This window comes from Ignavibacteriota bacterium, from assembly GCA_016708125.1.
Classification (GTDB): Bacteria; Bacteroidota; Ignavibacteria; order Ignavibacteriales; family Melioribacteraceae.
On sequence record JADJGF010000001.1, the window covers coordinates 4,208,731 to 4,222,440 of the forward strand.

The 13,710-nt window shown below is 32.6% G+C and carries 13 protein-coding genes; 3 read left to right on the plus strand and 10 right to left on the minus strand.

Annotated features, from left to right (window positions below):
- The first annotated feature begins 2 nt into the window (after positions 1 to 2).
- The 3 genes from IPH62_18030 (at position 3) to groL (ending at position 2,623) form a co-directional block, all read left to right on the plus strand.
- Positions 3 to 512: a peroxiredoxin gene (locus IPH62_18030; GenBank protein ID MBK7107176.1), complete on the plus strand. Its 510-nt coding sequence runs from the start codon at positions 3 to 5 to the stop codon at positions 510 to 512.
- A gap of 140 nt (positions 513 to 652) precedes the next feature.
- Positions 653 to 949, plus strand: coding sequence for a co-chaperone GroES (gene groES, locus IPH62_18035; GenBank protein ID MBK7107177.1), 297 nt, complete (start codon positions 653 to 655; stop codon positions 947 to 949).
- A gap of 36 nt (positions 950 to 985) precedes the next feature.
- Positions 986 to 2,623 carry a chaperonin GroEL gene (gene groL, locus IPH62_18040; protein MBK7107178.1) on the plus strand — a complete coding sequence of 546 codons (1,638 nt, stop codon included), beginning with the start codon at positions 986 to 988 and terminating at the stop codon, positions 2,621 to 2,623.
- A gap of 75 nt (positions 2,624 to 2,698) precedes the next feature.
- Here the strand turns inward: groL and IPH62_18045 are convergent, their stop codons facing one another.
- The 10 genes from IPH62_18045 to ilvB form a co-directional block, all read right to left on the minus strand.
- Positions 2,699 to 3,382, minus strand: a complete 684-nt coding sequence (locus IPH62_18045) for a Crp/Fnr family transcriptional regulator (GenBank protein MBK7107179.1) — start codon at positions 3,380 to 3,382, stop codon at positions 2,699 to 2,701.
- A gap of 132 nt (positions 3,383 to 3,514) precedes the next feature.
- Entirely contained in the window at positions 3,515 to 4,051 is a 537-nt protein-coding gene (locus IPH62_18050) for a WG repeat-containing protein (protein ID MBK7107180.1), read from the minus strand.
- A gap of 211 nt (positions 4,052 to 4,262) precedes the next feature.
- Positions 4,263 to 5,831 carry a citramalate synthase gene (locus IPH62_18055; protein ID MBK7107181.1) on the minus strand — a complete coding sequence of 523 codons (1,569 nt, stop codon included), beginning with the start codon at positions 5,829 to 5,831 and terminating at the stop codon, positions 4,263 to 4,265.
- An 18-nt stretch (positions 5,832 to 5,849) separates the two neighbouring features.
- Positions 5,850 to 6,407: a 3-isopropylmalate dehydratase gene (locus IPH62_18060; protein MBK7107182.1), complete on the minus strand. Its 558-nt coding sequence runs from the start codon at positions 6,405 to 6,407 to the stop codon at positions 5,850 to 5,852.
- Positions 6,408 to 6,428: 21 nt separating this feature from the next.
- Positions 6,429 to 7,724: a 3-isopropylmalate dehydratase large subunit gene (locus IPH62_18065; protein MBK7107183.1), complete on the minus strand. Its 1,296-nt coding sequence runs from the start codon at positions 7,722 to 7,724 to the stop codon at positions 6,429 to 6,431.
- A gap of 11 nt (positions 7,725 to 7,735) precedes the next feature.
- Entirely contained in the window at positions 7,736 to 9,316 is a 1,581-nt protein-coding gene (locus tag IPH62_18070) for a 2-isopropylmalate synthase (GenBank protein MBK7107184.1), read from the minus strand.
- Between the two features lie 22 nt (positions 9,317 to 9,338).
- Positions 9,339 to 10,436 (minus strand): 3-isopropylmalate dehydrogenase, encoded by a 1,098-nt coding sequence (gene leuB / locus IPH62_18075; GenBank protein ID MBK7107185.1) that lies wholly within the window; start codon positions 10,434 to 10,436, stop codon positions 9,339 to 9,341.
- Positions 10,437 to 10,446: 10 nt separating this feature from the next.
- Positions 10,447 to 11,448, minus strand: a complete 1,002-nt coding sequence (gene ilvC / locus IPH62_18080; GenBank protein ID MBK7107186.1) for a ketol-acid reductoisomerase — start codon at positions 11,446 to 11,448, stop codon at positions 10,447 to 10,449.
- Entirely contained in the window at positions 11,448 to 11,972 is a 525-nt protein-coding gene (gene ilvN / locus IPH62_18085; protein MBK7107187.1) for an acetolactate synthase small subunit, read from the minus strand. The genes ilvC and ilvN overlap by 1 nt, the downstream gene beginning before the upstream one ends.
- Positions 11,973 to 11,975: 3 nt before the next feature.
- Positions 11,976 to 13,691 (minus strand): biosynthetic-type acetolactate synthase large subunit, encoded by a 1,716-nt coding sequence (gene ilvB, locus IPH62_18090; protein MBK7107188.1) that lies wholly within the window; start codon positions 13,689 to 13,691, stop codon positions 11,976 to 11,978.
- Positions 13,692 to 13,710: the final 19 nt, after the last annotated feature.

Genomic DNA, 13,710 nt, shown 5'->3' on the forward strand with positions numbered 1-13,710 from the left:
TTATGCGAAAATTATTTTTGTTATTTATTGTAATTACTTTAATTTCATGCGGCGGAAGCGCTGAAAATTTATCCGTAGGAAACAAAGCCCCCGATTTTACTCTTCAAGATTCAGATGGAAATTTTTTTACACTTTCTGAATACAAAGGTAAATCTCCGGTAGTTATTTATTTTTATCCAAAAGCTAACACTCCCGGCTGTACAACAGAAGCTTGCGGAATTAGAGATCAATATTCACAATTTAAAGAAAACGGAATTGTAATTTTTGGTATTTCCGTTGATTCAAAAGAAGATAATAAAAATTTTATTAACGATCACAATTTGAACTTCCCGCTTCTTTCTGATGAAACAAAATCTGTTTCCGAAAGTTATGGAGTTTTGAATAACATTGGGAAAGCAAGCAGAATAACATTTATAATTGATAAAGATGGAAATTTCTCAAATATTATTCGTGATGTAAATGTAGAAACCCATGCTGATCAAGTATTTGAATTAGCAAAAAAATTATTATAAAATTTGATATTTACTTTAAAACCTTTCAAAAAATTTTGCATCAAATAAATTGAATTTATTCATTTCTTGACAAATTTTTATGTTCTTTATATATTAGCACTCGTCTTTAATGAGTGCTAATTTTAAAAAGGAGAAAAAAAATGAAAGAATTCAAAATTAAACCTCTGGAAGACAGAGTTATAGTTAAACCAAGTAATGCTGTTGAAAAAACAAAAGGCGGAATAATTTTACCGGATACCGCAAAAGAAAAACCAATTGAAGGTACGATTGTCGCAACTGGTCCCGGTAGAATAAAAGATGATGGGAATGCAATTTCCATGAATGTAAAAGTTGGAGACAAAGTTTTATACGGAAAATATTCCGGCAATGAAATTACAATTGATGATGAACAATATCTAATAATGCGTGAAAGTGATATTTTCGGAATCTTGTCATAAATTTTAATATTTAACAATCAAAAAAATGAGGATAAAATGGCTGCAAAAATAGTTGAATTTGGCACAGAAGCTCGTGCTGGACTAAAGATAGGCGTTGATAAACTAGCAAACGCTGTAAAAGTTACTTTGGGTCCAAAAGGTAGAAATGTTGTAATCGATAAAAAATTTGGTGCTCCAACAATTACAAAAGATGGTGTTACGGTTGCTAAAGAAATTGAGTTAGAAGATGCAACTGAAAACATGGGTGCGCAAATGGTAAAAGAAGTAGCTTCCAAAACAAGTGATGTTGCCGGTGATGGAACAACAACCGCAACAGTATTAGCTCAAGCAATTTTTAGAGAAGGTTTAAAAAACGTTACTGCTGGTGCAAATCCAATGGATTTAAAAAGAGGAATTGATATAGCTGTCGCAAAAGTTGTAGAATATTTAAGATCTATTTCTAAAGAAGTTGGCGGAAAAGATGAAATTGCTCAAGTAGGTTCTATTTCAGCCAATAATGATAAAGCTATCGGAGAATTAATTTCTGATGCAATGGAAAAAGTTGGAAAAGATGGCGTAATTACTGTTGAAGAAGCAAAAGGTACAGAAACCGGATTGGAAATTGTTGAAGGTATGCAATTTGACCGCGGATATTTATCACCATATTTTGTTACAGATTCAGAAACTATGGAAGCAATTTTAGAAAGTCCGCAAATTTTAATTCATGATAAAAAAATCTCTTCGATGAAAGACCTTCTTCCAGTACTTGAAAAAGTTGCACAAGCCGGAAGACCACTTTTAATTATTTCTGAAGATTTAGAAGGCGAAGCTTTAGCAACATTAGTTGTTAATAAATTACGAGGTACTTTAAGAGTTGCTGCAGTAAAAGCACCTGGATTTGGCGATAGAAGAAAAGCTATGTTGGAAGATATTGCAGTACTAACTGGTGGTACAGTAATTTCTGAAGAAAGAGGTTACAAATTAGAAAATGCTACTGTAGAATTTTTAGGTACCGCTAAAAAAGTTGTAATTGATAAAGACAATACAACAATTGTTGAGGGTGCTGGAGAAGGCGAAGAAATTAAAAAACGAGTAAATGAAATTAAAGCTCAGATTGAAAATACAACTTCAGATTATGATAGAGAGAAATTGCAAGAAAGATTGGCAAAACTTTCCGGTGGTGTTGCTGTATTAAAAATTGGCGCTGCAACAGAAGTCGAAATGAAAGAAAAGAAAGCAAGAGTTGAAGATGCATTGCACGCTACAAGAGCAGCAGTTGAAGAAGGAATTGTTGCCGGCGGAGGTGTTGCGTTAGTTAGAGCTGCTTCTGTATTAGATGATTTAAAAGGTATAAATGCAGATCAAACAACCGGAATTAAAATTGTGCAAAAAGCAATGGAAGAACCTTTGAAACAAATTGTTAACAATGCTGGTTTAGAAGGTGCTGTTGTATTAAACAAAGTTAAAGAAGGAAAAGATGATTTTGGATTTGATGCATCAACTGATGAATATGTTAATATGATTTCTGCTGGTATTATTGATCCAACAAAAGTTACAAGAACTGCATTAGAAAATGCCGCATCTGTTTCTTCATTATTAATTACAACTGAAGCTGTTGTTTATGAGAAGAAAACTGAAGAAAAAGCTCCAATGATGCCTCCTGGCGGAATGGGCGGTATGGACGGAATGTATTAATAGATTCAAATCTTTAAAATTAAAAAGCCCAGCTTTTCAAAAAGTTGGGCTTTTTTTATTAACAATAACTAAAATTTATAAATATGTAGATTTAAACTTATCAAATTGAAATATTCTTAATTTAGATCCTTCTAATTCAATCAAACCTTTTTTTGCAAATGAGTGCAAAGTTCTGGAAATTGTTTCTCTCGATGTTCCAGCCATATTTGCCAAATCTTGCTGCAACGGAAGTTTATCTATTTCAACTGCGCCTTGTCTTATTCTTCCATGATCATTAGCTAACTGAACAATTACAGTTGCCACTTTCCCTTCAGCATCTTTCAAGGAAAGCGATTTTATCTGCATATCAGCAGTTCTTAATCTTTTTGAAAGTTCCTGCATTAATGCAATTGATATTTCCGGATGTTCCTTTAAAAATTCCAAGAATTGATTTCGCTGTATTATAAATAATTCAGAATCTTCTATAGCCGTAACTGTTGCAGATCTTGATAATCCATCCAGCAATGCCATTTCGCCAAATATATCAGCTTCAGAAAGAATATTTAAAATTACTTCCCTTCCATCATTACTAGTTCTTGTTACTTTTACTTTTCCAGTAATAATTATAAAAAGTGCACCGCTATCATCTTCTTCCATTAAAATAATTGTTTCTTTTTTAAAGGCTTTTCTTACTCCAACTTGCAATATTTGTTCAATTGTTTCATCCGGTAAATCTGAAAAAATTGGTACATAATATAAAAAGTCAGATGATGATTTCATTTAAACCTCCCGAGTAAGTCAAGAATAGACGTATTGCTAAACAAAAAAACAATTTTATTCTTTAATATATTATTTTATTTTGAAAATATTTACAAAATTTTTCAAAACAAAAATAAGTTTTGCGAAGGAATTCTAGTAGGATTTACTTTTTTTTGTAATTCTATTTTGAATAATATTTTTAACAGGTTCTTTTATTTGATCGATATAAGTTTCAGAATTAATTTCTGGTAATTGCATTAATGATTTTTTGTCTACAAATTCAATTGTAGAATCAAAATTATGAAGAACTAAACCCTGCCCAAATCTTTCAATCTTTTTAAAATTTATTGGAATAATTTTTCTTCCACGTTTATTTAATAATCCGAATTTATTACCTTTTTTAATTTTTGTTATACCAAACATTCCGTAAAATGGAAATAAAGAATCATATTTTTCAGACGATATTTCTTCTCCGAGATTATTATAAATTTTCCAAAAAAATCCTTCACGTGCTGCTATTAATCTTAAACCGAACGAAATCGTAAATACTTCATTGAACTGCATAGGAAGAATTTCATTACCTTCAAAATCATTAATTCCCCAAAGTTCATTTTCTTTTAATCGAATTGTATTAGAAAGAACGCCAATATATTGGTATTTATTCTTCACATACATTTTTTTGGCAAGCATAATATTCTCGAGTAATTGAAATTTCTAATATGAAAAATAAACTTTTTGATGAAAATAAGTGTGAGTTACAACACTGTATTTTATTGAATAATGTTAAGAAGAAATTTGAGATTCCTATATTTTATAGAAATATTTTATATTAAAAATAATTCGTTAAATTAACGTAATTTTAATTAAATTTATTTAATCTTTAATTTTTATTTTTAAAATTTTATTTTAGGTTATTTGTTTTAAACAATTTATAATTCATTGCATCGGTTAAAGCCATTAAGCTTGCTTCAATTATGTTTTCCGAAAGACCAACTGTTGACCAATTAATTACACCGTCACTTGATTCAATTAAAACTCGTACTTTTGCTTTAGTACCATTTTTGTCACCAAGAACTCTTACTTTATAATCAATAAGTTTCATCTGAGAAATTTCTGGGAAAAATCTTAACAATGCTTTTCTTAGAGCACTATCCAATGCATTTACAGGTCCATTCCCATCTGCTGCAGTATGTTCAATTACGCCATTAACTTCTACTTTCAAAACAGCTTCCGAATAATGAATATTATTTTGATCTTGCAAAACATTTACTTTTGAATATTTAACGCTAAAAAAAGGTTTATATTCCTTCAATTCACTTCTTAACAAAAGTTCAAAAGTTGCTTCAGCGCCATCAAATTGGTAACCGTCAAACTCCATCGATTTTAAGTAGTTAACAAAATTCTTGCTAAACTCCTTATCCTCAGGAAGATTAATTCCAAATTCTTTTGCTTTATAACGAATATTACTTTGTCCGGATAAATCCGATACTACTACTCGTTGTTTATTTCCAACTGCTTTTGGATCTAAATGTTCATACATTCTGCTGTCTTTTAAAACTGAACTTACATGAATTCCGCCTTTATGCGCAAACGCTGAAAGTCCAACGAATGGCGCTCTTGTATTTGGTTCGATATTCATAATTTCAGAAATGAAATGCGAAATTGTAGTTGTTTTTGTAACATCTAACTTATCAGAAAATTGGTGTCCCATTTTGTAAACAATATTTGGAATAATGCTTGATAAATTTGCGTTACCGCATCTTTCTCCAACTCCATTTATTGTTCCTTGAACATGAACTGCTCCGGCTTTTATAGCCATAAGTGAATTTGCAACTCCAAGATCACCATCATTATGTGCATGAATTCCTAAAGGTAATTTACACTTATTTTTAACGTCTTCCACAATATCAAATATTTCATTTGGTAACGTCCCGCCGTTCGTATCACATAATACTAAAATCGATGCTCCGCCTTGCTCCGCAGCTTTTAACATTTTTATTGCAAATTCTTGATCATCTTTGTAACCATCAAAAAAATGTTCTGCATCAAAAACTACTTGACGACCCTCCTTGACTAAAAACTCCACTGATTTATAAATTAACTCTTCATTTTGCGAATCTATCAATCCTAAGCTTACTTCCGAATGAAATCTCCAAGTTTTTCCAAATATAGAAATGTATGGTGTCTCTGCTTTAAGTAAAAGCTGTAAATTATTATCTTGATTTATCTTATCCGGATACCTTGCGGTTGACCCAAATGCACAAATTTTTGAATGTGTAAGATCAAGATTTTTTACAAGTCGAAAATATTCCTCATCTTTTGGATTACTTCCGGGCCAACCACCTTCAATAATATCAACACCAAAAGCGTCTAATTTTTGAGTAATTAATAACTTATCTTGGAGTGAAAGATTTATTCCTTCGCCTTGAGTTCCGTCTCTTAAAGTTGTGTCAAATAGTTCAATTCTCATAATTTTATCTTTTATTTATTAAATCATGTTATTTTTTCTTGCATATTCAAAAATTCCGCCGGCTTCAACTATTGGTAAAACACTTCCAAGTTGTTTTAGATTAAACGAAGAATTTGTTGAAATGTTATTCAATTTATAATTTTCTAAATCTAATTCTATTTCATCCCCCGTTGAAATCAGCTCATTTAATTTTTGATTTGATTCCAATGGGATTAAAAAACCGCCGTCAACAGAATTTCTATAAAATATTCTTGCGTAAGATTCAGCAATAATTGCTTTTACACCGGCTTTATTTAATGCGAAAGGAGCGTGCTCCCTTGATGATCCGCAGCCAAAATTTGAACCGCCAATTATTACATTATATTCTGATAAATAATTTTCTCCTTCAATAAATGGTTTTCCACCATTTGGTAATCCGGATTGATTTAATGGAACACCAGAAAGTGCAAATTGTCCATATTTCTTTGATTCATCTTCATCAGTTAAACTATAAACTAAATGTTCTGCGGGAATAATTTGGTCTGTATCAATATTATTTCCTAAAACAAATGCTTTACCTTTTATTATTTTTTCCATAAATCCCTATCAAATTTTATTTTATAAAAAATCTCTTGGATCAGTTATTACTCCATTTACTGCAGATGCCGCAACTGTTAACGGTGATGCTAAATAAACTGAAGACTTTTTACTTCCCATTCTTCCGGGAAAATTTCTGTTTGTTGTTGAAATTACAATATCCATGTCAACGCTTCTTCCCACTGTGTCATCAGGTCCGCCAAGACAAGCTGCGCATGAACTTTGAGCAATAACGCAACCGGCATTGACAAAAATTTCTTTCAGTGAAATTCCATTATATGTTTCTATTTCCAAATCTTTTGCTATTTGAGTAGAAGCAGGCACAACGAAAGTCGGAACTTTAACTTTATTCCCAAATAAAATTTTTGATGCAAATTTGAAATCAGAAAGTTTACCGCCGGTACAAGAACCAATATATGCTTTTGTCAATTTCGTACCTTCTACATTTCTTACTGTGTCTCTATTATCAGGGCTGTGAGGTTTTGCAACTAATGGCTCCATTTTATTTACATCATAATTAAATTTGCTTACGTATTTTGCATCAACATCACTATTAAAAATTTCATATTCATACACACCTTTAGATTTCACATAATCTTCTGTAATTTGATCTGCGGCAATAATTCCATTCATTGCGCCAGCCTCAATTGCCATATTTGTGAGAGTCATTCTTTCATTCATATCAAAAGAAAAAACACCTTCACCATCAAATTCTAATGCGCGATATGTTCCACCATCGGTTGTAATATCCCCAAGAATTGCGAGAATCAAATCTTTTGCTGTTAGATATTCCGGTAGTAATCCGTTAAAAGTAAATTTCATTGTTTCGGGAATTTTTTCCCAAATTTTTCCAGTACCCAATATGAATGCCGCATCAGTATTTCCAACTCCGGTAGAGAACATTCCAAAAGCTCCGGAAGTACATGAATGTGAATCAGTTCCGATTAAAACTTTTCCGGGAACATTGTATCCTTCTTCTGCTAATGCAACGTGGCAAACTCCTTTGTATCTCTCGGTTCCAACATCATAGTAATTATCAATTTGATATTCACATGCAAACTGGCGGAGAATTTCAACATTTCTGTTTGCATGTTTATTTGCCGTAAAAATGTAATGATCTGGAAAAATTACTAATTTATCTTTATCCCAAATTTTTGCTTTTGTACCAAACTGTTCTTTCCAAATTCCAATAGTTGGTGGTCCGCAAACATCATGCGTCATAAGTGTATCGACATTTAACCAAACACTTTCGCCGGGAGTAACATTTCTCAATCCGGCTGATTTAGCTAATATTTTTTCTGTAATTGTCATTCCCATATTTTTATCCTTTACACAACTTTTGTCAATTCATTTTGTGAATTAAATTTTTTATCCAATTGAATAGATGTATTTTTTTTATTAAGTGCGCTCAAATATGCTAATGCGCTTGCTTCAATAACGTCCGTTGAAATTCCTCTTCCGGTAAAAGATTTAGAGTTACTTCTAATTCTGACCAAAACTTCTCCCAAAGCTTGTCTTCCGGATGTAACCGATCTAACATTATATGATTCAACTTCGGGGTGAATACTTAGCGCTCGTTCAATTGCGTTAAATACTGCGTCTATTGGTCCATCTCCTATTGCAGATTCTTGAATAATTTTTCCATCAACTTTAATTCGAATTACAGCATTTGGAATTGAATTTGAACCCGAAGAAATTTGCAGATGATCCAAAGAATATAAATCATCTTTGTGAGAAATTGTATCACCCATTAAAATTCGCAAATCTTCGTCAAAAACTTCTTTCTTTTTATCGGCAAGTTTTGTGAATTCATCATAAAGCTGAATTAATTGTTCTTCGCTTACTTCATAGCCAAGTTCATTTAATCTTGATTTTAATCCATGTCTTCCAGAATGCCTTCCTAAAATAATTTTGGTTTTGGGATATCCAACAATTTCCGGAGTCATAATTTCATAAGTTTCTCTGCTTTTCAACATACCGTCTTGATGAATTCCGGACTCGTGTGCAAATGCATTTTCGCCAACAATTGCTTTATTCCGCTGAACCAAAATTCCGGTAAATCCGGAAACCAATTTACTCGAATTATAAATTTCTCTTGTGTTTATATCTGTATCAAAATTTAATAAATCTCCGCGGACTTTTAACGCCATAACAATTTCTTCCAACGAAGCATTTCCAGCGCGCTCACCGATTCCATTTATTGTGCACTCAACTTGTCTTGCACCATTCTCTATTGAAGCAATTGAATTTGCAACTGCCAAACCCAAATCATTATGGCAATGAACGCTTATAATCGCTTTATCAATATTTTTTACTCTTCTTTTTAATTCTTTGATTTTATTTCCAAATTCACTTGGGAAAGTATAACCGGTTGTATCCGGAATATTTACGACATTTGCACCGGCTTCAATTGCTGCTTCAATTACTTCTGATAAATATCCGATATCTGTTCTTCCAGCATCTTCTGCTGAATATTCAACATCGCTGCATAAAGATTTTGCATACGCAACAGAATCAAAAGTCATTTTAAGAATTGTTTTACGTTTTTCCTCAAGAGAAATGCCATATTTTTCATGACCAAATTTTCCAAGAATGTGATAATCCGAAGTACTTGTAAAAGTATGAATGCGCTTATATTTAGCCGGCTGCAAAGCTTTAAAAGCTGCATCAATATCTTTTTCATTTGCTCTGGAAAGTCCGGCAATAATTTTTTCCACTTCCGAGGAAATTGCATGAACTGCATCAAATTGTGCCGGAGAAGAAACCGGAAAACCTGCTTCAATAACATCAACATTTAGTTTTGCAAGTTGATGTGCAATTTCTAATTTTTCGTAAATATTTAATGATGCCCCGGGTGACTGTTCACCGTCTCTTAATGTCGTATCAAATATTATGATTTTCTCTTTCATAATTTCCTCAAATTAGAATTTTCTAAAGTAAAAACACACCTATCGCTTCTTCCGTAAAAACCTTTTCTATATTATTGATAATTAGAGATGTCATTTCCGTTGTTGAAACAACTTTACTTTCTGAAGTTGCAATATCAGCAGTTCTAAAACCTTCATCTAAAGTTAGAGTTATTCCCTTCTCTATAATTTGCGCAGCTTTGGTCATTCCAAATGATAAATCAAACATCATTGCTGCGGATGAAATTGCTGCAATTGGATTTGCTTTATTTTGTCCGGCAATATCCGGCGCACTACCATGGACCGGTTCATACAAAGAATATTTATTTCCCAGACTTGCTGATGGTAACATTCCTAAACTTCCGGTTATCATTCCGGAAATATCACTTAAAATATCTCCAAAAATATTTCCAGTAAGAATTACATCAAATTGTTTTGGATTTCGTACAAGCTGCATCGCCGCATTATCAACATACATGTGATTTAATTTTATATCCGGATAATCTTTATGAACTTTTTCAACAACATTTCTCCAAAATTGCGAAACCTCAAGAACATTTGCTTTATCAACACTTGTTACAACTTTTTCTCTTTTTGCGGCAATCTCAAAAGCTTTTCTTGCAATTCGTTCAACTTCATGAGTTGAATAAATCATTGTGTTCCAGCCTTTGTTTTCATCCATACCGCGCGGCTGACCAAAATAAATTCCACCAGTTAATTCTCTTAAAACGATAAAATCAGTTCCTTCCAAAACATCTTTTTTAAGCGTAGAATTATCTAACATTGACGGATAAATTCTTGCCGGTCTAATATTTGCAAATAATTCTAATTTTTCCCTTAGCTTAAGCAATGCCGCTTCCGGTTTTAAGTGATGTGGAAGTTTTTCCCATTGCAAACCGCCAACTGCTCCAAGAAATACAGCATCGGAATTATAGCAACCATTAAGTGTTTCTTCAGTTAAGGGAGTTCCAAATTTATCATAACAATTTCCGCCAATTGCGTATTCATTAAATTCAATTTTTAAGTTGAATTTTTCTGCAATAAAACTTATAACTTTTACCGCAGCATTTGTAACTTCAATTCCAATACCGTCGCCGGGTAAAAGTGCAATTTTATAATTCATAAATCCTCAATTACTTTTTGTTCGATTTTAAAAGCCAAGACATCATATTTCTTAATTCGCCACCAACTTTTTCAATTTCATGTTCTTGATTTGATGTGCGGAGTTTTCCAAAATTTTCTGATCCATTTTTAATTTCGCTAATAAACTCATTTGCAAAACTTCCGTCTTGAACTTCTGTCAAAATTTTCTTCATTTCATTTTTTGTTTCTTGAGTAATTAATCTTGGACCTCTTGTCATTCCGCCGTATTCCGCAGTATCACTAACGGAAAAATTCATTCTTGAAAGTCCGCCTTCATAATATAGATCAACAATTAATTTCATTTCGTGCATGCATTCAAAATAAGCTAATTCCGGTGGATATCCGGCTTCGACTAAAACTTCAAATCCAGCTTTAATTAATTCTGCAGAACCGCCGCACAACACAGCTTGTTCACCAAATAAATCTGTTTCAGTTTCATTTTTAAAATTTGTTTCGATAACTCCGGCTTTAGTTCCGCCAATTCCTTTTGCCCAAGCCAATGCTAAATCAAGTGTGTTTCCGGTATAATCTTGATGAACTGCAATTAAACACGGAACTCCATTTCCTTGTTCAAAAGTTCTGCGAACTAAATGTCCCGGACTTTTTGGTGCAATCATCATTACATTTACATTTGAAGGAGGAATTATTTGTTTATAATGAATATTAAATCCGTGACCAAATGCTATTGTATCCCCATCTTTAAGATTTGGAGAAATTTCAGAATCGTAAACTGATTTCTGAGTTTGATCCGGTAAAAGAATCATAATTACGTTTGAATTTTTTACAGCTTCTGAAACCGTATAAACTTTCAATCCGGCTTCTTCCGCAACTTTCCAATTCTTGCTTGATTCTTTTAATCCAACACAAACATTCATTCCACTGTCTTTAAGATTTAGTGCATGTGCATGTCCTTGACTTCCATATCCAAGTACGGCAATTTTTTTATCTTTTAAATTATCAAGTGAAGCGTCTTGATCATAATATACTTTCATTATTTCTCCAATTTATTAATTTTATTTTTTTTCGTACTTGGTTGAATTTGTTCTCCTCTTTTTAGAGCAACTGTTCCGGATCTTGCCATTTCTTTAATTCCAAAAGGAAGAAAAACATTTACTGCTGCTTCAATTTTTTCGGGAGGTCCGGTTATTTCAAGTGTGATTGATTTGTTATTTATATCAACAACTTTTCCTCTAAAAATATCAGCAAGATTTTTAATTTCTTGAAGTGAATTATTTTCAAGATTTACTTTAACAAGCGCGAGTTCCCGAATTGTTTTGGGTTCGGTGCTTAAATCAACAACTTTGATTGTATCAATCAACCGATTTAATTGCTTTACAACTTGATCAAGAATTTGATCATTTCCTTCTGTAACTATTGTCATTCTGGAAATTTCTTCAGTCTCAGTTTGACCAATAGAAATTGAATGGATATTAAAACCTTTTCCACTAAACATAGTTGCTACTCTATCAAAAGCTCCAAAGGTATTTTCGACTAAAACAGAAATTGTTCTTTTCATTTATTACACCATTTTTTTTGGATTAAGTCTCTTTACAATCATATCACTTACGGAACCGCCCGAAGGAACCATTGGGAAAACCATATCCTCTTTAACTACTTTAAATTCGATAAGAGTTGGACCATCGTTATAATTTAAAACTTTTTCTAATAAGTCGTCAACTTCATCAATTTTATCTGTTGAAAATGATTTAACACCAAATGCTTCGGCAACTTTTGTAAAATCCGGATTACTTTTACTCAAATCTGTAAAACTATATTTTTCTGCATGATATAATTCTTGCCACTGTCTTACCATTCCCAAAAAGCTATTATTCATAATGAAAAATTTAATTGGGAGTCTATAAGCTACAGCTGTAATTAATTCTTGAATATTCATCTGGAAACCACCGTCTCCACTGAATGAAATTACTGTTTTATTTTTATTAGCAAAGGCTGCCCCAATAGATGCGGGGACAGAAAAACCCATTGTTCCTAACCCGCCGCTGGTTACGTGAGATCTTGGATTAACAAATTTATAATATTGTGCAACCCACATTTGATGTTGACCAACATCGGTAACAATTATTGCGTCACCTTTTGTTTTTTCTGATATTCTTTCAATAACATATTCAGTGCGTAATTTTATATCATTTTTTTCATAACAAAGCGGGCAGTCAGTTCGCCATTGATTTATTTGATTCCACCATTCAGTTAAATCTGCTTTACCGGTTAATTCACTTGCAATTTCTGCAATAACATGTTTAACATCTCCAACTATTGGAAGATCAACTAATACATTTTTATCAATTGCAGTTGGATCAATATCAACATGGATTTTATATGATTTTGGGGAAAATGTTTCAATGTTTCCGGTAACGCGATCGTCAAATCTAGCACCTAAAGCTATTAAACAATCGCATTCATTTATTGCCATATTTGCCCAAAAAGTTCCGTGCATTCCAAGCATTCCTAAAGATTGTGGATCATCGCCCGGAAAAGCTCCTAATCCTTGCAAAGTCATTGTTACCGGAATTCCGGTTTCCTTTGCCAAAACGTGAAGTTCTTTATTTCCATCCGACATAATAACTCCACCGCCAACATACAATAAAGGCTTTTTAGCATTTTGAATTATTTGTGCAGCTTTTTTGATTTGATTAATATGTCCTTTATACTGTGGTTTATAACCTCTAATATCAATTTTAGATGGATAAACAAATTCTGTTTCCATTGCAATAATATTTTTTGGTAAATCAACCAGAACTGGTCCGGGTCTTCCTGTTGAAGCAATATAAAATGCTTTTTGAATTGTTGGTGCAAGTTCTTCAATTGAACGAACTAAAAAATTATGTTTGGTAATTGGTCGAGTTATTCCAACAATATCAGCTTCTTGAAATGCATCATTACCAATTAAGTGAGTTGCAACTTGTCCGGTAAAAACAACAAGCGGAACAGAATCCATATAAGCATCGGCAATTCCGGTAACTGTATTAGTTGCTCCGGGACCAGAAGTTACTAATACAACTCCGGGTTTTCCGGTAACCATTGCATAGCCTTTTGCCATATGAGTTGCACCTTGTTCATGTCTTACTAAAACATGTTGAAGGAAATCAATGTCATACAATTTTTCATAAATTTTTAAAGTAGCTCCTCCGGGATATCCAAAAATTACATCTACATTTTCTTTTTTTAACGCTTCAAAAAATATATCCGCACCAGACATTTTTTTTGTAGGACTCATATTATTTTCCTTCCATCAT

What these genes read in the sequence shown, in the direction of transcription:
- IPH62_18030 (MBK7107176.1), top strand. Translation starts at nt 3, where the DNA reads ATGCGAAAATTATTTTTGTTATTTATTGTAATTACTTTAATTTCATGC.
- groES (MBK7107177.1), top strand. Translation starts at nt 653, where the DNA reads ATGAAAGAATTCAAAATTAAACCTCTGGAAGACAGAGTTATAGTTAAA.
- groL (MBK7107178.1), top strand. Translation starts at nt 986, where the DNA reads ATGGCTGCAAAAATAGTTGAATTTGGCACAGAAGCTCGTGCTGGACTA.
- IPH62_18045 (MBK7107179.1), bottom strand. Translation starts at nt 3,382, where the DNA reads ATGAAATCATCATCTGACTTTTTATATTATGTACCAATTTTTTCAGAT.
- IPH62_18050 (MBK7107180.1), bottom strand. Translation starts at nt 4,051, where the DNA reads ATGCTTGCCAAAAAAATGTATGTGAAGAATAAATACCAATATATTGGC.
- IPH62_18055 (MBK7107181.1), bottom strand. Translation starts at nt 5,831, where the DNA reads ATGAGAATTGAACTATTTGACACAACTTTAAGAGACGGAACTCAAGGC.
- IPH62_18060 (MBK7107182.1), bottom strand. Translation starts at nt 6,407, where the DNA reads ATGGAAAAAATAATAAAAGGTAAAGCATTTGTTTTAGGAAATAATATT.
- IPH62_18065 (MBK7107183.1), bottom strand. Translation starts at nt 7,724, where the DNA reads ATGGGAATGACAATTACAGAAAAAATATTAGCTAAATCAGCCGGATTG.
- IPH62_18070 (MBK7107184.1), bottom strand. Translation starts at nt 9,316, where the DNA reads ATGAAAGAGAAAATCATAATATTTGATACGACATTAAGAGACGGTGAA.
- leuB (MBK7107185.1), bottom strand. Translation starts at nt 10,436, where the DNA reads ATGAATTATAAAATTGCACTTTTACCCGGCGACGGTATTGGAATTGAA.
- ilvC (MBK7107186.1), bottom strand. Translation starts at nt 11,448, where the DNA reads ATGAAAGTATATTATGATCAAGACGCTTCACTTGATAATTTAAAAGAT.
- ilvN (MBK7107187.1), bottom strand. Translation starts at nt 11,972, where the DNA reads ATGAAAAGAACAATTTCTGTTTTAGTCGAAAATACCTTTGGAGCTTTT.
- ilvB (MBK7107188.1), bottom strand. Translation starts at nt 13,691, where the DNA reads ATGAGTCCTACAAAAAAAATGTCTGGTGCGGATATATTTTTTGAAGCG.